Annotated in this window: 25 protein-coding genes; 3 read left to right on the forward strand and 22 right to left on the reverse strand. The window is 55.4% G+C overall.

From position 1 onward, the window contains the following. Positions 1–10: 10 nt before the first annotated feature. The 12 genes from holB to yceD form a co-directional block, all read right to left on the reverse strand. The gene (gene holB / locus GBC03_19715; GenBank protein ID QFS72270.1) at positions 11–1,015 is read right to left on the reverse strand and encodes a DNA polymerase III subunit delta'; all 1,005 of its coding nucleotides are present in this window, start codon (positions 1,013–1,015) and stop codon (positions 11–13) included. Next, positions 1,012–1,653 carry a dTMP kinase gene (locus tag GBC03_19720; protein ID QFS72271.1) on the reverse strand — a complete coding sequence of 214 codons (642 nt, stop codon included), beginning with the start codon at positions 1,651–1,653 and terminating at the stop codon, positions 1,012–1,014. The genes holB and GBC03_19720 overlap by 4 nt, the downstream gene beginning before the upstream one ends. Then, on the reverse strand, positions 1,643–2,665 hold the full coding sequence (gene yceG / locus GBC03_19725; protein ID QFS72272.1) for a cell division protein YceG: 1,023 nt from the start codon (positions 2,663–2,665) through the stop codon (positions 1,643–1,645). The genes GBC03_19720 and yceG overlap by 11 nt, the downstream gene beginning before the upstream one ends. Before the next feature lie 2 nt (positions 2,666–2,667). Further along, the gene (gene pabC, locus GBC03_19730; protein ID QFS72273.1) at positions 2,668–3,477 is read right to left on the reverse strand and encodes an aminodeoxychorismate lyase; all 810 of its coding nucleotides are present in this window, start codon (positions 3,475–3,477) and stop codon (positions 2,668–2,670) included. Positions 3,478–3,597: 120 nt separating this feature from the next. Beyond that, the gene (fabF, locus tag GBC03_19735) at positions 3,598–4,839 is read right to left on the reverse strand and encodes a beta-ketoacyl-ACP synthase II (protein ID QFS72274.1); all 1,242 of its coding nucleotides are present in this window, start codon (positions 4,837–4,839) and stop codon (positions 3,598–3,600) included. An 86-nt stretch (positions 4,840–4,925) separates the two neighbouring features. Continuing rightward, on the reverse strand, positions 4,926–5,162 hold the full coding sequence (gene acpP, locus GBC03_19740; GenBank protein QFS72275.1) for an acyl carrier protein: 237 nt from the start codon (positions 5,160–5,162) through the stop codon (positions 4,926–4,928). Positions 5,163–5,439: 277 nt separating this feature from the next. After that, positions 5,440–6,174, reverse strand: coding sequence for a 3-oxoacyl-ACP reductase FabG (gene fabG, locus GBC03_19745; GenBank protein ID QFS72276.1), 735 nt, complete (start codon positions 6,172–6,174; stop codon positions 5,440–5,442). Positions 6,175–6,186: 12 nt separating this feature from the next. Then, positions 6,187–7,116, reverse strand: a complete 930-nt coding sequence (gene fabD, locus GBC03_19750) for an ACP S-malonyltransferase (protein QFS72277.1) — start codon at positions 7,114–7,116, stop codon at positions 6,187–6,189. Between the two features lie 15 nt (positions 7,117–7,131). Next, the gene (fabH, locus tag GBC03_19755; protein ID QFS72278.1) at positions 7,132–8,085 is read right to left on the reverse strand and encodes a beta-ketoacyl-ACP synthase III; all 954 of its coding nucleotides are present in this window, start codon (positions 8,083–8,085) and stop codon (positions 7,132–7,134) included. 77 nt (positions 8,086–8,162) lie between these two features. After that, positions 8,163–9,239 carry a phosphate acyltransferase PlsX gene (gene plsX / locus GBC03_19760; GenBank protein ID QFS74076.1) on the reverse strand — a complete coding sequence of 359 codons (1,077 nt, stop codon included), beginning with the start codon at positions 9,237–9,239 and terminating at the stop codon, positions 8,163–8,165. Positions 9,240–9,319: 80 nt separating this feature from the next. Beyond that, on the reverse strand, positions 9,320–9,493 hold the full coding sequence (gene rpmF, locus GBC03_19765; protein ID QFS72279.1) for a 50S ribosomal protein L32: 174 nt from the start codon (positions 9,491–9,493) through the stop codon (positions 9,320–9,322). Between the two features lie 16 nt (positions 9,494–9,509). Then, positions 9,510–10,031, reverse strand: a complete 522-nt coding sequence (yceD, locus tag GBC03_19770; GenBank protein QFS72280.1) for a 23S rRNA accumulation protein YceD — start codon at positions 10,029–10,031, stop codon at positions 9,510–9,512. Between the two features lie 197 nt (positions 10,032–10,228). Between yceD and GBC03_19775 the strand changes: the two genes are divergently transcribed. After that, positions 10,229–10,813, forward strand: coding sequence for a septum formation inhibitor Maf (locus tag GBC03_19775; protein ID QFS72281.1), 585 nt, complete (start codon positions 10,229–10,231; stop codon positions 10,811–10,813). Between the two features lie 77 nt (positions 10,814–10,890). Here GBC03_19775 and rluC read toward each other — a convergent pair whose 3' ends face one another. Next, positions 10,891–11,844 carry a 23S rRNA pseudouridine(955/2504/2580) synthase RluC gene (gene rluC, locus GBC03_19780; GenBank protein QFS72282.1) on the reverse strand — a complete coding sequence of 318 codons (954 nt, stop codon included), beginning with the start codon at positions 11,842–11,844 and terminating at the stop codon, positions 10,891–10,893. A gap of 572 nt (positions 11,845–12,416) precedes the next feature. Between rluC and GBC03_19785 the strand changes: the two genes are divergently transcribed. Continuing rightward, positions 12,417–15,731: a ribonuclease E gene (locus GBC03_19785; GenBank protein ID QFS72283.1), complete on the forward strand. Its 3,315-nt coding sequence runs from the start codon at positions 12,417–12,419 to the stop codon at positions 15,729–15,731. A gap of 39 nt (positions 15,732–15,770) precedes the next feature. Here the strand turns inward: GBC03_19785 and GBC03_19790 are convergent, their stop codons facing one another. Beyond that, entirely contained in the window at positions 15,771–16,796 is a 1,026-nt protein-coding gene (locus tag GBC03_19790) for a LysR family transcriptional regulator (GenBank protein QFS74077.1), read from the reverse strand. 20 nt (positions 16,797–16,816) lie between these two features. Here GBC03_19790 and GBC03_19795 point away from each other — a divergent pair, with 20 nt between their 5' ends. Continuing rightward, the gene (locus GBC03_19795; protein QFS72284.1) at positions 16,817–18,010 is read left to right on the forward strand and encodes an MFS transporter; all 1,194 of its coding nucleotides are present in this window, start codon (positions 16,817–16,819) and stop codon (positions 18,008–18,010) included. Between the two features lie 83 nt (positions 18,011–18,093). Here the strand turns inward: GBC03_19795 and flgL are convergent, their stop codons facing one another. The 8 genes from flgL to GBC03_19835 form a co-directional block, all read right to left on the reverse strand. Beyond that, positions 18,094–19,047: a flagellar hook-filament junction protein FlgL gene (gene flgL / locus GBC03_19800; GenBank protein ID QFS72285.1), complete on the reverse strand. Its 954-nt coding sequence runs from the start codon at positions 19,045–19,047 to the stop codon at positions 18,094–18,096. 14 nt (positions 19,048–19,061) lie between these two features. Continuing rightward, a complete protein-coding gene (flgK, locus tag GBC03_19805; protein ID QFS72286.1) occupies positions 19,062–20,696 on the reverse strand; it encodes a flagellar hook-associated protein FlgK in 1,635 nt (544 codons plus the stop codon). A 65-nt stretch (positions 20,697–20,761) separates the two neighbouring features. Continuing rightward, positions 20,762–21,712, reverse strand: coding sequence for a flagellar assembly peptidoglycan hydrolase FlgJ (gene flgJ / locus GBC03_19810; GenBank protein QFS72287.1), 951 nt, complete (start codon positions 21,710–21,712; stop codon positions 20,762–20,764). Then, the gene (gene flgI, locus GBC03_19815; GenBank protein ID QFS72288.1) at positions 21,712–22,809 is read right to left on the reverse strand and encodes a flagellar basal body P-ring protein FlgI; all 1,098 of its coding nucleotides are present in this window, start codon (positions 22,807–22,809) and stop codon (positions 21,712–21,714) included. The genes flgJ and flgI overlap by 1 nt, the downstream gene beginning before the upstream one ends. 12 nt (positions 22,810–22,821) lie before the next feature. Further along, the gene (flgH, locus tag GBC03_19820; GenBank protein ID QFS72289.1) at positions 22,822–23,520 is read right to left on the reverse strand and encodes a flagellar basal body L-ring protein FlgH; all 699 of its coding nucleotides are present in this window, start codon (positions 23,518–23,520) and stop codon (positions 22,822–22,824) included. 57 nt (positions 23,521–23,577) lie between these two features. Then, on the reverse strand, positions 23,578–24,360 hold the full coding sequence (gene flgG / locus GBC03_19825; protein ID QFS72290.1) for a flagellar basal-body rod protein FlgG: 783 nt from the start codon (positions 24,358–24,360) through the stop codon (positions 23,578–23,580). Positions 24,361–24,373: 13 nt separating this feature from the next. Then, on the reverse strand, positions 24,374–25,129 hold the full coding sequence (locus tag GBC03_19830; GenBank protein QFS72291.1) for a flagellar hook-basal body complex protein: 756 nt from the start codon (positions 25,127–25,129) through the stop codon (positions 24,374–24,376). Between the two features lie 20 nt (positions 25,130–25,149). Continuing rightward, positions 25,150–26,436: a flagellar hook-basal body complex protein gene (locus GBC03_19835; GenBank protein ID QFS72292.1), complete on the reverse strand. Its 1,287-nt coding sequence runs from the start codon at positions 26,434–26,436 to the stop codon at positions 25,150–25,152.

Below are 26,436 nucleotides of genomic sequence, written 5' to 3' on the forward strand. Positions count from 1 at the left end.
AATGTTTCTCTTACAGGTGGGGAACAGGCAACACGGTGCCTGGTTGCAGATAATGTTCGATTTGCAGAAGAAGATCGGTTAACACCAGTTCACGGTTTATTCCGGTCACGTTAAGCAGCTGTTCGCGACAGTGGCAAATGGCGTTAAGGATTGCCTGAATACGCATCTGAGACAACTGGCCGGCAATCGTGGCGATAAGTTGCCCGGCATCCGCGTTGGTCATCGCGGTGGCCCCGTGCTGACGTTTAAGCGCATCCATCATTAATGTCGCCTGCCAGTGTAGTCTGGCAGGCGCCTGTTCGTGATTCAGCACCGTCAATAATGAATACCAGTCACCCGCAGGGATGCTGCTTGCCAGCGCCTGACACAGCGCGTCGCGCTGGGACCAACTTTCGGCGTCCAGTAATGTCAGCGCCGCGCCCGGAGAACCGGCGCTCAGGCGCAACGCGGTCAATAACGCGTCTTGTGACGCTGTCACTTCTCGCGCAAGCCACGATACCGCGTACTGTTCCGCCGGTGGCGCGAGATGGTGTAAACGGCATCGGCTGCGCAGTGTCGCCAGTAATCGCGCGGGTTCACGACTGGCGAGAAAAAACCAGGTTTGCGCGGGCGGTTCTTCCAGCGTTTTAAGCAGCGCATTGGCAGCGGCATCCGTCATCAGTGCCGCATCCGGGATCCAGACCACTTTTGCTCCGCCCAGCCGCGCACGCTCATACAGTTTTTCACTCACTTCACGTACCGCATCAATGCCCAGCGTGTTTTTCCCTTTTTCAGGGAACAGAGAATAGTAATCCGGATGCGTGCCTGCCTGCATCAACTGGCAGCCACGGCAGTGACCACAGCTTTTGTGCCCTTCCGGTTGCTGGCAAAGCAGATAGCGGCTCAGCGCATAGATCAATGCGTCGTCGCCCATCCCCGGTAAAGCCTGAATCAGTAGCGCATGGTGACCCCTTCCCGCCTGATAGCTGGCTACCAGTTTTTCGAAATCAGGTCGTAACCATGGATACCATTTCATTCGCCCTGCTCCTTCACCCACTCGGTGATGGTGGTACGGATATCGTTCATCACGGTATCCAGCGGTTGCGTCGCATCAATTGTCCGGATGCTGGGGTCCTGGGCTGCGAGATCCAGATAGCGGGCGCGGGTACGATTGAAGAAATCAAACGATTCCTGTTCGATGCGGTCCAGTTCACCGCGGGCACGGGCGCGTTTCAGACCCACCTCTGGCGTGACGTCCAGGTAAAGCGTTAAATCCGGGCGAAAGTCCCCCAACACGGCATCGCGCAGCGTCGCCAGCATCTGCTGATCGACCCCACGCCCACCGCCCTGATACGCCTGTGTGGACAGGTCGTGACGGTCGCCAATCACCCATTTACCCTCTTCGAGCGCAGGTTTGATCACCGTTTCAACCAGTTGCACGCGCGCGGCGTAAAACATCAGCACTTCGGCCTTTACGGTAATGGTTTCGTCACCGACCGAACGGATATCCAGCACCAGGCTACGCAGTTTTTCTGCCAGCTGTGTACCGCCCGGCTCGCGGGTAAAAACCATGTCGCGAATACCGAGTTGTTCAAGCGTCTCAACCACAACATTTTTTGCGGTCGTTTTTCCGGCGCCTTCCAGCCCCTCGATGACGATATAATTACTGCGCATTTTTTTCCTTAAGCACTTTCAGGTAGTCCTGCACCGACCGGTTATGGCTGGCAAGATTAGTATTAAAAGTATGGCCGCCTTTACCGTCGGCCACAAAATAGAGATACGGTGTTTTAGCCGGGTGCGCCGCCGCTTTCAACGAGGCTTCACCTGGCATCGCAATGGGTCCTGGCGGGAGCCCGGTGATAGTGTAGGTATTATAGGCCGTTGGCGTCTCCAGGTCCGCGCGCGAGATCTTGCCATTATAACGCTCCCCCATCCCGTAGATCACGGTAGGATCGGTTTGCAGACGCATCCCGACGCGCAGGCGGTTAATAAAGACGGAGGCGACCCGATCGCGTTCACTGGCAATGGCCGTCTCTTTCTCAATGATCGAGGCCATCGTTACCAGTTGATTTTGATCTTTATAGGGCAACCCTTCCGCTCGCCCTTCCCAGATGTGCTCAACCGCCTTCACCATCTTTTGATGCGCGCGCTTGAGCAAGGCAATATCTGTGGTGTTGGCGGTATACATCCAGGTATCAGGCCAGAACCAACCTTCCAGCGCCTCTGTATTCTCCAGGCCCAGCGCTTTTGCGACGGTTTCGTAGTTATCATCACTCAGAGTGTGTTTGATGTACGGCGCGTCTCGCAGTTGCTTGAGATAATCACTTAACCGCATGCCTTCCACCAGTCGCAGCGGGAACTGTGCCTCTTTCCCGCTTTCCAGCAGTTGCAGCATCTCGCGCACGCTCATGCCCGGCATTAAACGATAGGTTCCCGCCTTAAAGTGGGAAAGATCCGGCTCGACCCGTAGCAGCCATTGAAACACGCGAGGACGATTAATGACCCGATCCGCATACAGTTGCTCGCCCAGGGCCAGACGACCGGTTCCCGGTTTGAGGGTAAAAATGGTCTCTTCTGTAATCAGGATTTTACTGTCCGCCAGATGGCGAACTTTCCACATTCCCGCGCCTGCGGCAATGCCCAATACAACAACCAGTAAAAGGACAACACGAAACAATTTTTTCATGACTAATTCGGATGCTCACACAATGGGGCCAGAAACTCAAATAATGCACGTGAAGACAACGTGTTAGCGCCATAAGCCCGAACGGGCACGATCGGCATCAGCGCATTACAGACCACCATTTCATCGGCATGTTGCAGCGCTTCTTCGCGGGCATTCGTTTCGACAACCTGAAAAGACGATTGTGCCAGTTTCCGGATACAGAATTGTCGCATAATACCGTTCACTCCCGCCTGATCGAGGCGCGGCGTGTAGACCACATTGTCTTTTCGCCAGAATAAATTAGCCGCACAGCATTCCGTAACCCAGCCCTCACTGTCAAGAACCAGCGCCTCATCGGCGTCCGTCTGCTCAAGATGAGAGCGGATCAGCACCTGTTCGAGACGGTTCAGGTGCTTAATACCGGCGAGCAGAGGGTTGCGACCCAGACGAACCGGGCTTAAGGCGAGCGTGATCCCTTGCTCGCGCCAGAGGTCATAATGTTGCGGATACGCAAAGACGGAGAGAATGCGGGTGCTGTCATGGCAATTCGCGCCGCTGTATCCTCGTCCCCCACTGCCACGACTGATGATCACCTTCAGAACCGCGCGCGAATGACCAGCGGCCAGCGTGGTCATTTCCCGTTCAAGCGCGTCCCAGTCATCAAAGGCGATCTGCAATGTCGAGCAGGCCACCTGCAAACGCCGCAGATGCGCCGCCAGCAGCGAAACCGCGCCGTCGAGAATACGCGCAGTAGTAAAACAACCATCGCCAAACTGGATAGCGCGATCGCTTGCGGGAAGAGATTCCTGTTCACGGCCATTGATCAAGAACATAGTGGCTCCTTATGAGTGGCACGTTAGTGTCGCAGGATGGATGGCGCAGGACAAGGGAAGTGCACGCAATAAAAAAGGCCCGACAAGCGGACCTCTTTTAGCCTGGAAGCAGAACGGCGGTCAGACCTTTTTAAAGATCAATGAACCGTTAGTTCCACCGAAACCGAAGGAGTTACACAGCGTGTACTCCATTCCGCTGACCTGACGCGCTTCGTGAGGAACGAAGTCCAGATCGCAACCTTCATCCGGGTTATCCAGGTTGATGGTCGGCGGAACAGCCTGATCGCGCAGCGCCAGGATAGAATAAATCGACTCTACCGCGCCCGCTGCACCCAGCAGGTGACCGGTCATGGACTTAGTGGAACTCACCATCACTCGGCTTGCCGCATCGCCAAAGACGGATTTAACAGCCTGCGCTTCCGCTTTATCGCCAGCCGGCGTGGATGTCCCGTGGGCGTTAACGTAACCAATCTGACCAGGTTCAATTGCCGCATCACGCAGCGCGTTGACCATCGCCAGGGCCGCACCAGCACCGTTTTCCGGCGGTGACGTCATGTGGTAAGCGTCACTGCTCATCCCGAAGCCAACGACTTCAGCATAAATTTTTGCACCGCGCGCTTTTGCATGTTCATACTCTTCCAGTACGACCATGCCCGCACCGTCACCCAGTACAAAGCCATCGCGCTCTTTGTCCCACGGGCGGCTGGCTGCTTGCGGGTTTTCATTACGGGTAGACAGCGCACGTGCTGCGCCAAAGCCGCCTACGCCCAGTGGCGTACTGGCTTTTTCAGCACCGCCCGCGACCATCGCGTCCGCATCGCCGTATGCAATGATACGCGCGGCTTGACCGATGTTATGTACGCCTGAGGTGCAGGCGGTCGCGATAGAGATGCTCGGCCCACGCAGGCCATACATGATGGTCAGGTGACCTGCCACCATGTTAACAATCGTCGACGGAACGAAGAATGGGCTGATTTTACGCGGTCCACCGTTCACCAGAGAACTATGGTTTTCTTCAATCAGTCCGAGACCGCCAATACCAGAGCCGATAGCGGCACCAATACGGGATGCGTTCTCTTCCGTTACTTCAAGGCCAGAATCCTGCATGGCCTGCCAGCCTGCAACAATTCCATATTGTATGAAGGCATCCATCTTGCGCTGTTCTTTGCGCGAGATAATGTCATCACAGTTAAAATCCTTTACTAAGCCAGCAAATTTCGTTGCATAGGCGCTAGTATCGAAATGGTCGATCAGGCTGATGCCACTCTGACCGGCAAGGAGAGCTTTCCAGGTAGACTCTACGGTATTGCCGACAGGAGACAACATGCCCAGTCCGGTCACAACTACACGACGCTTAGACACGGTTGTCCTCCAGGGAGGGATAATTGATTCAAGTGGGACAAAAAGATAAAACTCAGGCGGTCGAATGACCGCCTGGAGATGTTCACTTACGCCTGGTGGCCGTTGATGTAATCAATGGCAGCCTGAACGGTGGTGATTTTCTCAGCTTCTTCGTCCGGAATCTCAGTATCAAACTCTTCTTCCAGAGCCATTACCAGCTCAACGGTGTCAAGAGAATCTGCGCCCAGGTCTTCAACGAAAGAAGCATTGTTGGTAACTTCTTCCTGCTTAACGCCCAGCTGTTCGCCGATAATTTTCTTAACGCGTTCTTCGATAGTGCTCATACTCTTAAATTTCCTATCAAAACTCGCTTTCGCGATGGTTTTCGTAGTGTATAAAATGTTGAAAAATTTGCAACTAAATCCCGGCAGGTCTTACCACGATTTTACGTTATTTTGAGGCCAAGACCTATAATAACGCAAATATTTTTCTACGCGTCACCCTTCAAATTGTCTCTGTGTTGGCTGCGTCCTCAATGCCTGGTCACATAGTCATCTATGCTCGCAGGCTTTTCGGTCTTGCCGCCTTGATACAATTTGGATGATTTTGCGTATCTCGTGGTTAAACCATATACATCCCGCCGTTGACGTGCAAAGTCTCACCCGTGATGTAACCTGCTTCGTCAGAGGCTAAAAATGCAACCGCACTGGCGATCTCTTTCGGATCGCCAAGACGACCTGCAGGAACTGCCGCCAACGTACCCGCACGCTGCTCATCAGTCAGCGCACGCGTCATGTCCGTTTCAATAAAGCCCGGAGCAACAACGTTCACCGTAATACCGCGGGACGCAACTTCGCGCGCCAGCGATTTACTGAAGCCGATCAGACCCGCTTTCGCCGCAGCGTAGTTAGTCTGACCCGCATTTCCCATGGTACCAACCACAGAACCGACAGTGATAATCCGCCCATGACGTTTTTTCATCATAGCGCGCATTACCGCTTTTGACAGGCGGAAAACTGATGAAAGATTGGTTTCGAGAATATCGTTCCACTCATCATCTTTCATTCGCATCAGCAGGTTATCACGTGTGATACCGGCATTATTAACCAGGATATCCACTTCACCAAATTCTGCGCGAATTTTTTCCAGAACAGATTCGATAGATGCAGGATCAGTCACATTCAACATCAGACCTTTACCCTTCGCACCTAAGTAATCGCTAATGGCCTGAGCGCCACTTTCGCTGGTCGCGGTACCGATAACGGTCGCGCCACGGGCAACGAGCGTCTCTGCAATTGCGCGGCCAATACCGCGACTTGCACCGGTAACCAGCGCGATTTTTCCTTCAAAACTCATGGTGTTCCTCTTTTATTGCGCAAGTGCCGCCGACATCGCCGCCGGTTCGTTCAGAGCCGAGGCCGTCAGGGTATCAACAATACGTCTCGTCAGGCCCGTGAGGACTTTACCCGGTCCCACTTCATACAGGTGTTCGACACCTTGCGACGCCATTAATTCGACGCTCTTCGTCCACTGTACCGGACTGTACAACTGGCGCACCAGCGCATCGCGAATGGCGTTCGCGTCAGTTTCGCACTTCACATCCACGTTGTTAATAACCGGTACAGACGGCGCGTTAAAGGGTATTGTAGCTAATTCCGCCGCCAGTTTTTCCGCCGCCGGCTTCATCAGCGCACAGTGAGACGGTACGCTCACCGGTAACGGCAGCGCACGTTTCGCACCGGCAGCTTTACAGGCTGCACCAGCACGCTCAACGGCTTCTTTATGCCCGGCAATAACGACCTGACCCGGCGAGTTGTAGTTCACCGGTGAGACGACCTGGCCTTCTGCCGCGTCTTCACAGGCTTTCGCAATGGACGCATCATCAAGACCGATGATAGCAGACATGCCGCCGGTGCCTTCCGGAACCGCTTCCTGCATGAATTTACCACGCAGTTCAACCAGACGCACTGCATCAGCAAAATTAATGACACCGGCACAAACCAGCGCAGAGTATTCACCCAAGCTATGACCCGCCATCAGCAATGGTGCTTTACCGCCCTGTTGCTGCCAGACGCGATACAGCGCAACAGACGCGGCTAACAGCGCAGGCTGCGTCTGCCAGGTCTTGTTCAGTTCTTCAGCCGGCCCCTGCTGGGTCAACGCCCACAGGTCATAGCCCAGCGCCGCAGAAGCTTCAGCGAAAGTCTCTTCGACGATGGGGTAACTTGCCGCCATATCGGCTAACATTCCAACGGTCTGGGAACCCTGTCCAGGGAACACAAATGCGAATTGCGTCATGTTTAAATCCTTATACTAGAAACGAACCAGCGCGGAGCCCCAGGTGAATCCACCGCCAAAGGCTTCAAGCAACACAAGCTGACCTTCTTTGATACGGCCGTCACGCACAGCTTCATCCAACGCGCAAGGGACGGAGGCCGCAGACGTGTTGCCGTGCCTGTCCAGTGTCACCACCACATTGTCCATTGACATGCCCAGCTTTTTGGCCGTCGCGCTGATGATACGCAGGTTAGCCTGGTGCGGAACCAGCCAGTCGAGTTCGGAGCGGTCAAGGTTATTGGCCTCCAGCGTCTCGTCGACGATGTGTGCCAGTTCAGTAACCGCCACTTTGAACACTTCATTACCCGCCATCGTCAGATGAATCGAATTTTCCGGATTCACACGATCGGCATTCGGCAGCGTCAGCAGTTCGCCATAGCGACCGTCAGCATGCAGGTGGGTAGAGATGATGCCCGGCTTGTCGGAAGTGCTCAGCACCACGGCACCCGCACCATCGCCAAAAATAATGATGGTTCCACGATCGGTCGGATCGCAGGTGCGCGCCAGAACATCGGAACCGATCACCAGCGCGTGTTTAACCGCGCCGGATTTAACGTACATATCGGCGACGCTCAACGCGTAAGTAAAACCGGCACATGCTGCGGCGACGTCAAACGCCGGACAGCCTTTGATGCCCAGCATGTTCTGAATCTGGCATGCCGCGCTGGGGAAAGCATGTGTCGCTGAGGTGGTCGCCACCACAATCAAGCCAATCTGTTCTTTATCAATGCCCGCCATTTCCAGCGCACGTTGAGCCGCCTCAAACCCCATCGTTGAGACGGTTTCATTCGGCGCAGCAATATGGCGTTCACGGATACCTGTACGGGTGACAATCCACTCGTCAGACGTATCGACCATTTTTTCCAGATCGGCGTTAGTCCGCACCTGTTCAGGCAGATAGCTGCCAGTACCAATAATCTTTGTATACATGTACGCTCAGTCACTTTTTGGTTATATACCGCGCATCACAACGGCTAAGAGGCTGGGGCTCTCACGCCACACCGTAATCAGTGTGGCTGTGATGTGTCGCCATTGCCAGCGTCCAGCATTGTAAATCCAGCTGGGTATACAGATTCCAGGCGAGCGGCAATTCGCTGAGGAACTTGTCGCTGCACCGCCTGCACTGCCTGTTCAATCGCGACGGTAAACGCTCGCTGATTGGCTGCACCATGACTTTTTATCACCGTGCCGCGCAATCCTAACAGACAGGCGCCATTATACTGGTCGGGGTTGAGGTGACTGAATCGCCTCGCCAGGCTTTTTTGTAACCAACGTTTTAATATCAGCAGCCACCACGACCGTTTTTTACCCTCACCCTGAGATTTCAGCAGTGAAAGGAACATTCTGACAACACCTTCCATCGTCTTTAATGTGACATTGCCTGTAAAACCATCACATACCAGAACATCCGTTTTCCCCGTCAATAACTCATTGGCTTCAAGATAGCCGATGTAATTGATGGAAGGGATTGTTTTTAGCACCACAGAAGCATCCCGAATACTGTCGAGACCCTTGGTTTCTTCTTCACCGATGTTGAGCAGGGCCACGCGAGGGTTGTTGATACCGACCACTTCTTCCGCAAGCACCGAGCCCATAATGGCAAATTGCACCAGCATGTTGCTGTCGCAATCGACATTTGCCCCCAAATCGAGGACCACCGTCTTTCCTTTCTGCTGGTGAGGTAAAACCGTCACCAACGCAGGACGCTCAATACCGTCCAGTGGTTTGAGCAATAATTTTGCAAGTCCCATGAGCGCCCCGGTATTCCCGGCGCTGACACAGGCTTGTGCTCGCCCTTCTTTCACGAGTTCCAGCGCCACACGCATCGAACTACCGCGACTGGCGCGGATTGCCTGCGAAGGCCGGGCATCACTGGCGATAACTGACTGTGCAGGGATAATCTGCAGACGCGAACGTTGTTCAAAGTCAGCTTTAGCGAGTAATGGCGTGATTGTATCGGGATCCCCGACTAAAAGAAGTGTGAGTTGTGAATTAGAATTCAGTGCCTGCAATGCTGCAGGCACTGTCACGGAAGGGCCAAAATCGCCCCCCATGACATCTAACGCCAGGGTTAGACGTGTCAAAGTCGTTTCGCCGCCTGGTTTGGAACGTCCCCGTAGCAACGGGGAAGTTCCTCACTAAGCTTCATCACGCGGATGCGTGATTACTTAGCGATTACCTTGCGGCCACGGTAGTAACCGTCGGCAGTGATGTGGTGACGCAGGTGTTTTTCACCAGAAGTTTTGTCTACAGACAGGCTGGTGACTGCGGTCAGAGCGTCATGAGAACGACGCATGCCACGTTTGGAACGGGTTGGTTTATTCTGTTGTACGGCCATGGACCTTACTCCTCAATTACTTACGCTTTAAGCTGGCTAATACGGCAAATGGGTTTGGTTTTTGCGCTTCATCAGGCAGTTCACCAAAGACCATGTCCGCCTCGGACACTTCACAGTGTTCAGAATCATGCACCGGAACTACCGGCAAGGAGAGGATAATTTCATCTTCCACCATTGCAAGCAGATCGATTTCACCGAATTCGTTAACCTCAATCGGCTCATACGCTTCCGGGAGTGCTTCAGCCTGTTCGTCAGAACGAACCGGACTGAAACAATACGTTGTGTGAACATGATAAGGAAACGGCTTCCCGCAACGCTGACATTCGAGCGTTACCGAAACCTTTGCATCACCGGTAATAACGGCAAGACGTTGGTTATCGATAGCGAACGACATGGAGCATTCCACATCACTGTCCACACTGACTACAGAATCGGCGACGCGCTCTACCAGATCAGAAGTATAGATACCTTCATAATCGAGGCGTTTTTGAGCCGTACGAACCGGATCAAGAGTCAGGGGTAATTTTACCTTTTGCATAGGGCGCGCATATTAACTTTGTAACGTCATATAGTCAAAGAAAAAGGCAGCCTGCGGTTGCCTTTTGCCAATAATTCGCACACATTGCGGTTTACAGACTTATTTTCGCTCAGGTGACGCCAAAGTGGCATACCTGAAGGACGAAGAGCATAGTTTAAAATGGCTCTCATCAATACGCTATATCTGGTGGAAAAAATATGCCTAATCTCATTCTTGCCTCCACATCTCCCTGGCGCCGCGCCCTGCTGGAAAAACTGGCGATGCCCTTTGAATGCGCGGCCCCTGAGGTAGACGAAACGCCAATGCCCGCGGAGAGTCCTCACCACTTAGTCACTCGCCTTGCGCAGGAGAAAGCGCAGTCACTGGCTCACCGTTTCCCTGCACATCTTATTATTGGTTCCGATCAGGTGTGCGTGCTGGACGGCGAGATCACCGGTAAACCCTTAACGGAAGAGAAAGCCTGCCAGCAGCTAGCCAAAGCCAGCGGCAATATCATTACGTTCTATACTGGTCTGGCGCTGTATAACTCTGCGACGGGACATTTACAGACAGAAGTGGAGCCGTTTGACGTTCATTTCCGCCATCTCAGCGAGACGGAAATTGAAGACTACGTGCGCAAAGAGCGCCCGCTACACTGCGCAGGGAGTTTTAAAAGCGAAGGTCTGGGGATTGCGCTCTTTGAACGATTAGAAGGTCGCGACCCCAACACGCTGATTGGTTTGCCGCTGATCGCGCTGTGTCAGATGTTACGTCGGGAAGAGATGAACCCGCTCAAAGCATAACCGTGTCTTGCCTGATGGCGCTACGCTTATCAGGCCTACGCATGATTTGTAGGCCTGATAAGTTGCGTTCGCGGCAATCAGGCGGGTTTACGTAACGCCTGCAAGCAATGCTTCAACCGATCGTCCATCGGCGCTTCGATGCGCAATACCTCACCGGTACCTGGATGGGTGAACTTCAGCGCTGCCGCATGCAGGAACAGACGTGATAAGCCGGTTCCCGCCAGTTGTTTATCGAACTCGCGGTCACCGTAGCGGTCGTCAAAAGCAATTGGATGCCCCGCATACTGGGTGTGAACTCGGATCTGGTGCGTACGGCCGGTCACCGGGCTACAGCGAACAAGCGTAGCAAAGGCGTAGCGCTCTTCTACTTTAAAGCGCGTTTCCGACGGTTTGCCTTCCTGATTCACCCGCACAATGCGTTCGCCGCTTTGCAGAATGTTTTTCAATAAAGGTGCCTGAACCGTTTTGACATGCGACTGCCACTGCCCGCGTACCAGAGCGAGATAATCTTTCTGCATCCCCTTTTCACGCAGTTGCTCATGCAGCGAACGCAGTGCCGATCGTTTTTTCGCCACCAACAGCACACCGGACGTATCGCGGTCAAGGCGGTGTACCAGTTCGAGGAAACGGGCTTCCGGACGCAGGGCACGTAACCCTTCAATCACGCCAAAGCTTAACCCGCTCCCTCCATGCACAGCGGTTCCCGACGGTTTATTCAGCACCAGTATATGGTCGTCTTCATAAAGGATGACGTCAGCCAGCGCCGCCACTTTTTGCAGATGCGGTGAAACGGCCTCGTCTTCACGCTCAGCCACGCGCACTGGCGGAATACGCACTTCATCGCCCGCTTCCAGTTTATATTCGGGTTTGATGCGTTTTTTATTCACCCGCACTTCGCCTTTACGCAAAATGCGATAAATCATACTTTTCGGTACGCCTTTGAGCTGCGTGCGCAAAAAGTTATCAATGCGTTGCCCCGCTTCGTCAGCAGTAATAGCAACAATTCTTACGGATGGAGTCTCTGTTTTCATGGGGGCCGATTCTAAATAGCCATAAGGATTAGCGCCACTCATTTTTCTATGCTTATATTTATCTTTATCCTTCGTCACTCACGTGCTTCATGACTGATTTGGTGGTTATTAAACCAATCACCGCGCAGAAGTGAAAAAACTGTGAGTAAGCGGGTGATAAATGGTAAAAGTCATCTTGCTATAACAAGGTTAGCAGTGGAATAATGTCACCGCTTCCGTGCTGAATCTTGTTAAAACAAGGAATTTTACGGAAAGACCCATTTTGTCCGAACGATCATCCACGCAGCAATGGCGTAAGACGTATTGATCTTTCAGACAGTTAGCGGGCTGCGGGTTGCAGTCCTTACCGGTAGATCGGATCTTCTCTGGAGAGTAATACCCAGGCGGTTCCCCTGATAATTGCGCTGCGTTTCCGTATGAAACGCAGGCAACCGACACTCTGCGCCTCTTTGAGCTGACGATAACCGTGAGGTTGGCGACGCGAATAGACACGAGGCCATCGGTTCACACCCGGAAAGGCAATACTCTGCCCGCAGCTTAGTCGTCAATGTAAGAATAATGAGTAAGTTACGATGAAAAGAATGTTAATCAACGCAACTCAGCAGGAAGAGTTGCGTGTTGCCCTTGTAGATGGGCAGCGTCTGTACGACCTGGATATTGAAAGTCCTGGACATGAACAGAAAAAAGCGAACATCTATAAAGGCAAAATCACCCGTATCGAACCGAGTCTGGAAGCAGCTTTTGTTGATTACGGCGCTGAACGTCACGGTTTCCTCCCGTTAAAAGAAATTGCCCGCGAATATTTCCCCGCCAATTACAACGCTCATGGTCGTCCAAACATCAAAGATGTGCTGCGCGAAGGCCAGGAAGTTATCGTTCAGATTGATAAAGAAGAACGCGGCAATAAAGGCGCTGCGCTGACCACCTTTATCAGCCTGGCGGGCAGCTATCTGGTTCTGATGCCAAACAACCCGCGCGCGGGTGGCATCTCTCGCCGCATCGAAGGCGACGACCGTACGGAACTGAAAGAAGCGCTGGCAAGCCTTGAACTGCCTGATGGCATGGGTCTTATCGTGCGCACCGCGGGCGTCGGCAAATCTGCCGACGCGCTGCAGTGGGACTTAAGCTTCCGTCTGAAACACTGGGAAGCCATTCAGAAAGCGGCTGAAAGCCGCCCTGCTCCGTTCCTGATCCACCAGGAGAGCAACGTGATTGTTCGCGCCTTCCGCGACTATCTGCGTCAGGATATCGGTGAAATCCTCATCGATAACCCGAAAGTGCTCGAACTGGCGCGCCAGCATATTGCGGCGTTGGGTCGTCCCGATTTCAGCAGCAAAATTAAGCTCTACACCGGTGAAATCCCGCTGTTCAGCCACTATCAGATTGAGTCGCAGATTGAGTCCGCCTTCCAGCGTGAAGTGCGCCTGCCTTCCGGCGGCTCCATTGTTATCGACAGCACTGAAGCGTTAACCGCCATCGACATCAACTCCGCTCGCGCAACCCGCGGCGGCGATATCGAAGAAACCGCGTTTAACACTAACCTGGAAGCAGCCGATGAGATCGCTCGTCAGTTGCGTCTGCGCGACCTCGGCGGTCTGATTGTTATCGACTTCATCGACATGACCCCGGTACGCCATCAGCGTGCGGTGGAAAATCGTCTGCGTGAAGCCGTTCGTCAGGATCGTGCACGTATTCAGATAAGCCATATTTCTCGCTTCGGCCTGCTGGAGATGTCCCGTCAGCGCCTGAGCCCGTCGCTGGGCGAGTCCAGCCATCACGTTTGCCCGCGCTGTAGCGGCACCGGCACCGTGCGTGATAACGAGTCGCTGTCCCTGTCTATTCTGCGTCTGATTGAAGAAGAAGCGCTGAAAGAGAATACCCAGGAAGTCCACGCGATTGTGCCTGTACCGATTGCCTCTTATCTGCTCAATGAAAAGCGTACAGCCGTTAATGCGATTGAAACCCGTCAGGATGGCGTGCGCTGTGTGATCGTGCCAAACGATCAGATGGAAACGCCACATTACTCCGTGCTGCGCGTGCGTAAAGGCGAAGAGACGCCGACCCTGAGCTACATGCTGCCGAAGCTGCATGAAGAAGCGATGGCGTTACCGTCTGAAGAAGAGTTCGCTGAACGTAAACGTCCGGAACAACCCGCCCTCGCCACTTTTGCGATGCCGGAAGTTCCGCCTGAACCAACGCCTGCCGAACCGGTAGTGAAAGCCGCTGCGCCGAAGGCCGTCGTTGCGCCAGCAGCGCCTGCTGAACCGGGACTGTTGAGCCGTTTCTTTGGTGCGCTGAAATCGCTGTTCAGCGGTAGCGAAGAAGCGAAACCCGCCGAGCAGCCTGCACCGACCGTCGCAGAGAAGCCGGAACGTCAGCAGGATCGCCGTAAGCGTCAGAACAACCGCCGCGACCGCAACGATCGCAGTGAACGTCGTGACAGCCGTGATAACCGCGATAATCGTGGCGAACGTTCAGAGAGCGGTGAAAACCGCGACGAAAACCGCCGCAATCGCCGCAACGCGCAGCAGAATACCGAGACCCGCGATAACCGTCAGCCGTCTACCGACGCCGCGGATAAAGTGAAGTCCGGTGATGAGCAGCAGCAACCGCGTCGCGAACGCAACCGCCGTCGCAGCGAAGACAAACGTCAGGCTCAGCAAGAAGTGAAAGCGCTGAATCTTGACGAACAGCAGACCCCGGAGACAGAACAGGAAGAGCGCGTTCGTCAGCCTCAGACGCGCCGTAAACAGCGTCAACTGAGCCAGAAAGTGCGTTACACCAGCAATGCATCTGAAGCTGAAGTGGTGGAAACCGCCGCAGAAGAGAACGTTACCGCACCGGTCGTAGAACAAACTGCGCCGACGCAAAGCACTGAACTGGTGAAAGTACCATTGCCTGTTGTGACAGAAGTTGCCTCTGAGCAGGATGACAACGGTGAAGCACGTGATAACGCCGGTATGCCGCGTCGTTCCCGTCGTTCCCCACGCCATCTGCGCGTGAGCGGTCAGCGTCGTCGTCGTTACCGTGATGAGCGTTACCCGCTGCAGTCACCGATGCCGTTGACGGTTGCTTGCGCTTCTCCGGAAATGGCGTCCGGCAAAGTGTGGATCCGCTATCCGGTAGCACGTCCTCAGGACGCGCAGCCAGAAGCACAGGAAATCGAACAGGTGCAGGCACAACCCGTTGTGTCCGAACCGCAAGCGGTAGCTGCTGTCGTTGAAACCGTTGCCGCGGTCGAACCGACTGTTGAAACGGTGGTTGAAACGATAGCAACAGAAGCACCGGTTCAGGCTGAAGCGGTGGTTGAGACCTCGCATCCGGAAGTGATTGCCGCCCCGGTTGTTGAGCAACCGCAGGTGATTACCGACGCCGATGTCCCGGTCGCCGAAGAGGTTGCCGCTCAGGCAGAACCGGTCGCTGAAGCTCAGGAGACCGCTTCGGAGGTTGAAGAGACGTCTGAAATCGTCGCGGTAGAACCCGAAACGGTGGTGGAAGAAACTGACGTTGTGGCGGTTGAACCTGTCGCCGTTGAACCTGTTGCCGTTGAACCTGAAGTAGTTACAGAGCCTGAAGTGGTCGCCGAACCGATTGAAGCACCTGTGGTCGTTGAAGCGCCAACAATGCCTGCACCGGTCGCCGAAACCGTTGACGTTACACCGGTCACTGAAATCGCGACACCAATAGCAGCAGAAACTGTTGCTGAACATAGCCATGCAACCGCACCGATGACCCGCGCACCTGCGCCGGAATACGTGCCGGAAGCGTCGCGCCACAGTGACTGGCAGCGCCCTGCTTTCGCCTTTGATGGCAAAGGTGCCGCAGGCGGTCACAGCGCAACGCATCATGCGTCCGCCGGACCGACCCGTCCTCAACCTGTCGAGTAAAATCGATAGCGTAAAAAGCCGACCTCCGGGTCGGCTTTTTTATTCCACTTCCGGTCGCCGCATTCCTGCCAGTTCCGGCATCACCTTTTTCATCAATTCCAGAAACTTACGCAGACGAGTGGGATAATAACGCGCCCACGGATAGACCAGATGCACCGGCAAAGGTGCGGCCTGCCAGTCAGGCACTAATTCGACGAGTCGCCCTTGCGCGATATCTTCTGTCACCGTCCAGCTTGACACCACTACCACGCCTAACCCCGCCAGCGCGGCATTGCGCGCTACGTAGATACTGTCGGTACTCAGTCGCGGCGTAATCGGAAAGGTCACCGGTTCCCGGCGGTATTGATGGGTGAGCGAAACATTGTGCTGGTAGAACGTATTGACGGCAATCCAGGGCAGTGACGATAGCTGTTCCGGCACAGCAATGGTATCAAACTGCGCCAGCAGCGCAGGTGCTGCGACCACGCTACGCGGTACTTCCGCTAACAGCACAGAAACGGTCGCCGGATCGACCTCCGCACCGACGCGGACCGCACAGTCGATATTGTCACTGAGAAAATCGACCGTCTTGTCATTGAGCATCCACTCCACCGACAGATTGGGATAGCGCGCTAAAAAACGCAGTAACGGCGTGAGGAGCTGTTGCTGACCAAAGGCATGCGGTGCCCGTACCCGCAGCATCCCGACGGGTTCGTCTTCCGTCACGTTGAGACCGTCTTCCAGCGCCAGCCAGGCATCAATAATATGTTTGGCATGCTGATACCCGCGCTCACCGTCGTCAGTCAGTTTCATGGCGTGTGTAGTGCGTAATACCAGCTTTACCCCCAGCATCGCCTCCAGCGACTGTAACCGTCGGCTGATCGTCGCCTGGGTGGTGTTTAGCTGTCGGGCAGCCGCTGACAGCGAACCGGCCTCCACAATGCGCACAAACGTCCGCATCAGTTCCACCCTGTCTATACGTTCATTCTTTATCATTATCTGAATGCTCATACACTTTACGTATAACGGTTTTACCACTTCGCTGGCTACCAGGCCACCGCTGTTCAGAGAAAAATAGCCCCACACCTGTGATTGAGGATTTTGAAATGAACACACCGTCTCGTTGGCTCATCTTTGTTCTGGCGCTGGGCGCGGGTTTTAGCGTTGCCGCCATCTACTATGCGCAACCGTTATTGCCGTTAATGGGGGCCGATTTGGCACTCAGCATCACCGGTATGGGTCTGGTACCCACGTTAACGCAGGCTGGCTATGCGTTGGGGATCCTGTTTTTGTTGCCGCTTGGCGACCGCTACGATCGACGGACGCTTATCCTGGCGAAAAGTGCGGCACTCGCCCTGCTCTTGCTGGCCTGTAGCGTCACCGGGCAGTTGCATTCCCTGCTGACGGTAAGCCTTTTGCTGGGGATGGCCGCCACGATGGCGCAGGATATCGTCCCGGCAGCGGCCATTCTGGCCCCCGAAGGTAAGCAGGGAAAAACGGTAGGAACGGTGATGACCGGCCTGCTGCTGGGTATTTTGTTGTCACGTACCGTGAGCGGTCTGGTCGGGGAAGCCTTTGGCTGGCGAGAAATGTATCAACTCGCGGCGCTGAGTATTGCGCTGGTGGGCGTGCTGCTATGGAAAGTCCTGCCCCCGTTCGCCGCCCACTCCACGCTGCGCTACCCCGCGCTGATGGTGAGCCTGGCGCAACTATGGCGTCGCTATCCGGCACTGCGTCGTGCCGCCCTGGCTCAGGGTTTTCTGTCCGTTGCGTTCAGCGCGTTCTGGTCAACGTTGGCCGTAATGCTCGCCGAACATTATCGGATGGGCAGCGCCGCCGCAGGCGCATTTGGTATCGCCGGGGCCACCGGGGCGCTGGCTGCACCGCTGGCAGGCCATCTGGCGGATAACGTCGGGGCAGAAAAAGTAACACAACTGGGAGCATTACTAGTGACCGTCTCTTTTGCGCTGATGTTCCTGCTACCCACTTTACCCGTGCACGGTCAGTGGTTGCTCATTGCGCTCTCCGCCGTCGGGTTTGACCTGGGACTGCAATCGAGCCTAGTGGCACACCAGAACCTGGTGTATAGCCTGGAGCCACAGGCCCGGGGCCGCCTGAACGCGTTGCTGTTCAGCATTGTGTTTATCGGTATGGCGTTAGGTTCCGTGCTCGGCAGTCAGGTGTATGCGCTGGCGAACTGGCAAGGTGTCGTCACCCTGGCCACGCTCAGTGGCGCCATTGCGCTGGTCATCAGACTGGCGGGGAAGCGGTCATCTGCCCATCTGCGCGTTAGCGTATAACCGGCAAAAAAATGCCCGCTCCGGGGTGAGTTGGAGCGGGCAGACAAAACATACCCAGTTTCATGATATGTTTCAAATCGGTATTAACGGTTGAGCTGGAACAGCGACATCCCCTGCATATCGGTAAAGGCTTTATAAGATGCCTGAAGCGCCGCCTGCTGCATGACATACGACGAAATCGCCGCGTTCCAGTCCACATCCACCAGATTACTCATCTGCTGCGTTTGCCCTAATGCGCGATCGGTACCCAGCGAGTCCAGTGAACTCAACTCACTCAGTTGGGTACCCAGTTCCGCACGCACGCTCAGTACGTTGTTGAGTGAGTTCTTCAGGCCACGGTTGGTTTTATCAATCACCGCTTTCGCCTGCTCTTTCAGCGTTGCATCATCACCCACCGGCGATTTCAGTGACTCAATCGCCGAATCCAGCATTTTAAACAGGCTAGTTTCGGACGTCCCGTTGTTGGGTTCCGGAACCGCATTACTGGTGATGGTGTCGAAAATTTTATTGCCGGTGTGGCCGATGATCATCGTGCGGGAAGCATCGACCTGTTGAGTGATGCTATCTGTACCGCCGCTGTAGGTGCCGTCAGCCTGAGCAAACGGCGCCGTTTCCGTTTTATAACCGGCAAAAATATAGCGCCCGTTACCGTCGGTGCTGTTTGCCAGGTTCATCAACTGATCGCGGATCCCCTGCAAGTCAGTTGCCAGCGAGGCGCGGTCATCGTCGCTTAACGTCCCGTTACCGGCACTGACGATTTTTTCCTGCGCGCTCTGTATCGCCGTCGTCACCTGGCTCAGTACGTTCTCTTCCAGCGAAACCTTCTGCGTGGCGAAGGTTCGCGCCAGGGCGAACTGGCTGTTCTCCGCCTGCGCCTGTGACAGCACCACGGCCTGCGAGGCGGCGATAGGATCGTCAGACGGATTGATCACCCGCTTCCCCGTCGACATCTGCTCACCGTACTTCATCCATTCTGCCTGGGAATTGGTAATACCGCGCATGTTCTGCTGATACATCATTTGGGTACTGATACGCATCGTTTCCTGCTCCCTTAGCGAATATTCAGCAGTGCATCAAACAGAGAGTTAGCGGTTTGCAACACCTGAGCGTTGGCCAGGTAATACTGTTGGAAACGTTGCAGGTTGCCGTACTCTTCGTCAAGGTTGACGCCGGAAATAGACTGTTGCTGATTGCTCAACTGCGTCACCACGTTGTTCTGAGTGGTGCTGCTGGTTTTCAGCGTCGCGGTTTTGCTACCCACATTACTTACCAGCGTGGCATAGGCGTCGTTAAACGATTTTGAGCCGCCCACGGTGGTGTCGTTCTTTTGCAGATCCAGCAGCGCCTGGCCGTTGCGGTTGTCGCTCTCGCCTGCCGTTGCGTTCTGAGCCATCGCAATTTGCGACTCGTTGGTCACCTTAACACCCATGTTGATGATGGCGTCGCTGACCGGCTTGACGATGAAGCTGTCATTTTCAGCGGCCGTAGCATCAACAGTGATCTCCAGACCATCAAAGGTCAGTTTGCCCGCGTCATCGGTGGCTTCAAAACTGGTGCCATCAGCAAGACGTGTGACCTGCCATTTGGCCCCGTCGTAGACCATCTTATAATCGGTCGCCTGGACTTCTGAAGCAGTCTTCACTGTCGCGGAGATGCTGCCCGTATTCTTTTTATTTCCATACACTGCCGGGTCGCCGATACTGAAGAAATCGACATCGGTATTGCCGTTCGCATCGTAACCCTCCCGGTGCTGCTGGTTAAATGCGTCAGCGAACGCCAGCGCCAGTTGCCCCAGCGTATTGCGCGTCTGGTCCAGATCCTGAGAACGGAAGGTCAGCAATCCGCCGAGCGAACCGGTCGTCATCAATTTTTCCGGAATTTCGATATTGCCCGCGATGGAATCCACATAGGCAACGGTGGTACGCGAAGGATCAGCCTGCGACTGAACTGCCGCTAACTGGCGCGCATTGCTGCCCTGTACCAGTGAGTAACCGTTCGCCATGGTGATGTTATAGGTGCCGCCATCCTGCACGCTCACCTCGACACCGACGATTTTGTTCAGCTCGCTGACCAACTGGTCGCGCTGATCAAGCAGGTCATTCGGCGACGCCCCTGCCCCCACGCCGGTCAGACGCGAGATCTGGTCGTTCAGGCTGGCAATCTGCTTACTGTAGTTGTTGATCTGATCGACGCTGGAACCGATCGCGATATTGACCTGTTTGTCCTGATCGCGCAGATACTGGTCGGTCGTTTTAAACTGGTTAACCAGCCCGTTGGCTTTACCAATCAGCGTCTGACGCGCCGCCGGATCTTCGGCGTTACTCACCAGCGTTTGCAGGCTGGTGAAAAAATCCTGCATTGACACGGAGACAGAACTGGTTTTGCTGGCCAGCAGATTATCGACTTTGGACATCTGCTCATAACGGGTCGTCAGACCGCTGCTCTGATTCTGCGCCGCACGCAGCTGATTGGTAATGAACGAATCGTATTCGCGCTGTACACCCGAAACATAGACACCATTGCCCACCCAACCACCGGCACCCAGCGTGCTATTGGCTTGCGCCATAATGGTCGTCTGACGGGTATAACCCGCAACGTTATAGCTGGAGATGTTGTTACTGGCAGTATTCAGCGCCGCCTGAGCCGCGCTCAGCCCGCTCATGGCGTTATTAATCAAGCTGGACATGGAAGTTCCTTTTAATCCTTCAGTTACAAATTATTATCGGCAGCAGGTCGTGGGACTTGAGCCCTTTAGAAGAGATTGTCGAGATTCGTGCTGTAGGCGTTGCTCACCTTCTCGCTCATCGACTTCAGCTGTTGGATCATGCTGGTCAATTTACGCGCATAGTTCGGATCGGTGGCATAGCCCGCGCTCTGCAATGCCTGTGCGCCCTGCTCCGCCGTGACCGCCGTGGTCACGGCAGCGTAGCGCGGATTACGGGTCAGCAGACCAACGTAATCCGACAGCGCTTCGAGATACGAGCTGTACACGCGGAACTTGGCCTTCACCTTTTTCGCTTCGCCGTTTTCATATTCAGTGGTAGTGATTTCCGTCACTGGCCCTTTCCAGTTGCCGGAGGCCTTCACGCCAAACAGGTTGAAGCTCGGCTCGCCGTTTTCCCGGCGAATCTGCCGCTGGCCCCAGCCCGATTCCAGCGCCGCCTGCGCCAGAATCAGGTGATGCGGTACGCCGCTCTGTTCACTGGCCAGACGAGCCGGAAGGGACAACTGGGCGAGGAAGTCTTTGCTGTCGCCGGAGAGCGGTTCATCATTGCTCTCCAGCGTTCTCGGCATCGCTTTACGCACCAGTTGCGTCAGCGCCTGATTCTGATAACTGGTCACCGTTTCCAGCGGGAACTTCATCGGCACCTGCGGGGTATCTTCCGCTGGCTGCGTCTGCCCCTGCGTCATCTGCTTAACCATCATTTCCGCCAGCCCCAGTCCTTTCCCGGCGGTCATCTGCTGCGCAATCTGCTGGTCATACATGCTGGTATACAGGCGCGTCTGATCGCTGCTGAAGACGCCGTCTTTCGGCAGCGCTTCGCGCATGCTTTTCAGCATCATCTGGACGAACATCCCTTCCACCTGTCGGGCCACCGGACGGATGTTCGCCGCCGGATCCTGACCCGCTTTCGCCTTCAGTTCGTTCAGCGATTGTGCATCCCAGGCGGCGCTGGCCATCAGTTTGCTGTCGCTAATCATCAGATGATTTCCAGTTTCGCGCGTAAGCAACCGGCGCTCTGCATGGACTGCAGAATTGACATCAGATCCATCGGCGTTGCCCCCAGCGCATTCAGCGCACGGACCACGTTGTTCAGATTGGCACTGGAGCGGACGCTTTGCAGCGAACCGCCGCTCTGGCGCAGATCGATCTGCGTTTGCGGCGTAACCACCGTCTGACCGCCGCCAAACGGCGTATCCGGCTGGCTTACGTTAGCCTGACGGTTAACGGTGACGGAGAGATTCCCCTGCGCAACGGCACAGCTATCCAGCATCACTTCGCGGTTCATCACCACTGAACCGGTACGTGAGTTGATCACCACTTTCGCATCCTGCGGCGTCATGCTCACCTCCATGTTCTGGATATCCGCCAGGAAGCGAACCTGAGAACTGTTGCCGCTCGGCACGCGAACCTGAATCGTACGCGCATCCAGCGCGGTGGCGCTGCCAAAGCCGCGCGACCGGTTGATGGTGTCAGCAATTTGCTGCGCCATGGTGAAATCTTCATTATTCAGTTGCAGGTTCAGCGTGTTACCCGCGCCGAACTGGCTGGGCAACTCACGTTCAATCGTGGCCCCGTTGGTGATTCGACCGCCGTTAAGCTGGTTCACCTGCACGCTGCTGCCCCCCGCAGACGCCCCGGCGCCGCCGACTAAAATATTCCCCTGCGCCAGCGCATATACCTGGCTGTCGACCCCTTTCAACGGCGTCATCAGCAGCGTACCGCCGCGCAGACTTTTGGCGTTCCCCAGCGAAGACACCACCACGTCGATGGTTTGTCCCTGGCGGCCAAAAGCCGGGAAGGAGGCGGTAACCATCACCGCCGCGACGTTTTTCAACTGCATGTTCGTCCCGGTCGGCACAGTGATCCCGAGCTGCGAGAGCATGTTGTTCAGGGTTTGTGTGGTAAATGGCGTCTGGGTGGTCTGGTCACCGGTCCCGTCCAGCCCCACCACCAGCCCATAGCCAATTAACGAGTTTTCACGCACGCCCTGCACGCTGGTCAAATCGCGGATACGATCGGCGTGCGCCAGCGTGGCGACGAGGACCAGAACCAGTCCAACAACAGATTTCAACATGGGAGACCTCGCTTACATCGGCGACAGGTTAAGGAAGAAACGCTGGAGCCAGCCCATATTTTGCGCTTCGTTGATGTAGCCGTTACCGACATATTCAATACGTGCATCCGCAACCTGCGTTGACGGAACGGAGTTGCTGCCGCTGATGGTGCGCGGATTCACAACCCCGGAGAAGCGGATGAACTCAGTGCCCTGGTTAATGGCAATCTGTTTTTCACCCACGACATGTAAATTGCCGTTAACCAGCACCTGATCGACGGTCACGGTCAGCGTGCCGCTAAAGGTATTGCTGGCGTTGGCCCCGCCCTTACCGTTAAAGGTGTTACCGCCGGAAGCCTCGACGTCCGCTCGCGCGTTGCCGAATAACCCTTGCAGATAGCGCGGAACGGTATCAAAGCCAAAGTTAGTTTTGCCATCGCGACTGGCGTTGGCGGAAGAGCTCTTACTGGCACTGACGTTTTCCTGCAGTACGATGGTCAGCGTATCGCCGATGTTGCGCGGACGACGGTCTTCAAACAGTGGCTGATAGCCATAGTTGATGGGCTGCGCGGACTGAAAAATCGAACCATTTGCCACCGGCGTCGGGCCAGGAATAGGCTGCGCCGTGGTCGCGCCCTGGACGAGCGGAGTGGAAGGTATCCAGGCACATCCTGACAGTGAAACCACCAGCAGGGCCATGATCGGGTAAGCGTGCGCAGCGTTTTTTTGCATTGCCTTTATCTTCTGAATCAGGGTGCCGGTGAAGCGAAAGCCTCACCGGACAACGCCTTAAAGTTGCGTCAGTTTTTGCAGCATCTGGTCGGTCGTTGAGACCGCTTTGCTGTTGATTTCGTAAGCGCGTTGAACCTGAATCATGTTGACCAGTTCTTCCGCGACGTTGACGTTGGACGTCTCAACGTAGCCCTGGTACAACAGACCGGCCCCGTTCAGACCTGGCGTGCTCTCATTCGGCGCGCCGGAAGACTGGGTTTCGGTGTACAGGTTTTCGCCGATACTCTCCAGACCGGTATCGTTCATAAAGGTCGTCAGGTTAAGCTGACCCACCTGAACGGGTGCCGCCTGTCCCTGCTGGGTCACGCTCACCACACCGTCACGACCGATGGTGATGCTCAGAGCGTTAGCCGGAATGGTAATCGCCGGCTGAACCTGAAAGCCGCCAGCGGTCACCAGTTGACCGTTCTGATCGACCTGGAATGATCCATCGCGGGTATACGCTGAAGTGCCATCCGGCAGCAGGACCTGGAAGAACCCCTGACCTTTAATCGCAACGTCTTTACTGTTGTTGGTTTGCGACAGATTGCCCTGGCTGTGCAGACGCTCGGTCGCCACCGGACGCACGCCGGTACCGATTTGCAGACCGGACGGCAGCGTGGTTTGCTCAGAAGACTGCGCGCCAGGCTGACGAATGGTCTGGTAAAGCAGATCTTCAAACACCGCGCGCTGGCGCTTAAAACCATTGGTGCTGACGTTTGCCAGGTTGTTGGCAATCACATCCATGTTGGTTTGCTGCGCGTCCAGGCCGGTTTTGGCGATCCATAATGAACTGATCATAAAATGTCCTGTATTAAGTCATCGACAGCAGTTGGTTAGCGCGACCAGCGTTGTCATCCACGCTGCTGATAACCTTCATCTGCATTTCAAAACGGCGGGCGCTGGCGATCATGTCGCTCATGGCGGACACCGCGTTGACGTTGCTGCCCTCCAGTACGCCCGACATCACGCGAATGGTCGGATCGGCCTGCAACACCGGGCCACGGGTGGCCTGTGCGGCAGCGGTCAGACGGAACATCCCGTCATCGCCGCGCTGCACTTCGTTACCCTCGGCCTTCACCAGCTTCAGACGGCCCACCGGCGCGATAGTATTCGCCGGATCGCCTGGATTAAGCGCGGAGATGGTGCCGTCCGCCGCGATGGTGATTTCCGAACCTTCCGGAACCGCAATTGGCCCGGCTTCGCCAATCACCGGGTGCCCCTGAATGGTCAACTGTCCGGTCGGATCAACCTGAATGCTGCCGTTACGGGTATACCCTTCGCTGCCGTTCGCGGTCTGCACCGCCAGCCAACCGTCCTGCTGTAACGCCACGTCCAGCGGACGTGAGGTGTAATCCATCTGGCCCGGCGTCATATCGGCACCCGGCGTGGACGCCGTGACCAGCGTACGCGTCGGCAACGACAGCCCTTCGACGGGCACGGCGCGCAGCGCATTGAGCTGCGCACGAAATCCCGGCGTTGAGGCGTTCGCCAGGTTGCTGGCCGTCACCGCCTGTTGGTTCAGCGTCTGACTGGCCGCCCCCATCGCGGTATAGATTGCGTGATCCATTACGTTATCCCGTCAGGCGCTTAGCGCAGGTTAACCAGCGTGTTGAGGATCTGGTCCTGGGTTTTGATGGTCTGCGCGTTCGACTGATAGTTACGCTGGGCGACGATCATGTTCACCAGTTCTTTACTCAGATCCACGTTCGAAGCCTCCAGCGCACCGTTGGTCAGCTTACCGAAGTTACCGGTCCCCGCCGTCCCCAGCAGCTCCACGCCGGACGCCTGCGTGGCGGCCCAGACGTTATCCCCCTGGGAAGCCAGACCTTCGTTGTTGGCGAAGTTCGCCAGCACTATCTGCCCTAACACCTGTTTCTGTTCGTTGGAGTAGTTGCCGACCACGGTGCCATCGTCGTTAATCTGATAGCTGACCAGATCGCCCGGCTTGTAGCCGTTCTGATTAGTGGCGACGATATTGTTCGCACCGGTGTTCTGCTGCATGGAGTTCAGGAAGCTGAGGGAGAAATTCGCCGGCACTGCGCCATTGATCGTGCCTGTTGTAATCTGGATTTGCGGCTGCGCGTTAGCAGGACCTTCAACAAGCTCAGTACCGGCCGCAGGATCGGCTGGATCAATCGGCTGCTCAACGTAGTTATTGACGGAGACCAACGAACCGTTGGTGCTAAAATTCATCACCGCGTTTTTGGTGGCGGTACTTCCTGCCACGCTGGCATCCTGAGTGTAGACATCCCATTTGTTATCCCCAATTTTGACATAATAGATATTCATGTCATGGGCGTTACCCTGCGTGTCGTAAACGGTCACAGACCCTTTTTTGTTATAGGAGTCAGAGTCCGTCGGACTGAATGGCGTCTTGGTCGGCAGTTTATCGGTGGAGTTCAGGTTGATCTGCATGGACGCGGTGGTGGTCGCTTTGGCGGCCATCAGCGTATTCGGGATAGTGATCGGTGCCGGATTCGCCCCTTGCTGAATAGTCGGCGGCGTGCCGGTTGCCGGATAGCCGGTCAGTTGCATGCCCTGCATGTTGACCAGGTTACGGTTTTCATCGAGCTTAAACTGACCATTACGGCTGTAGAAAACAGAACCGTTGCTGTCGACCAGACGGAAGAAGCCGTTCTGGCTGATGGCGACATCCAGACCGCGACCGGTGTTGGTGGTCGTGCCGTCGGTAAAGTCCTGAGTGATGCCTGCGACTTTTACCCCCAGACCGACTTTCGAACCGGCAAACATATCCGCAAAGGATGCCGCACCGGATTTAAAACCATAGGTTGCGGAGTTGGCGATGTTGTTACCAATGACATCGAGGTTGGTGGCTGCGGCATTCAGGCCGCTAACCGCTTGAGAAAAGGCCAT

The organism is Citrobacter telavivensis, assembly GCA_009363175.1.
In the GTDB taxonomy this organism is placed as follows: domain Bacteria; phylum Pseudomonadota; class Gammaproteobacteria; order Enterobacterales; family Enterobacteriaceae; genus Citrobacter_A; species Citrobacter_A telavivensis.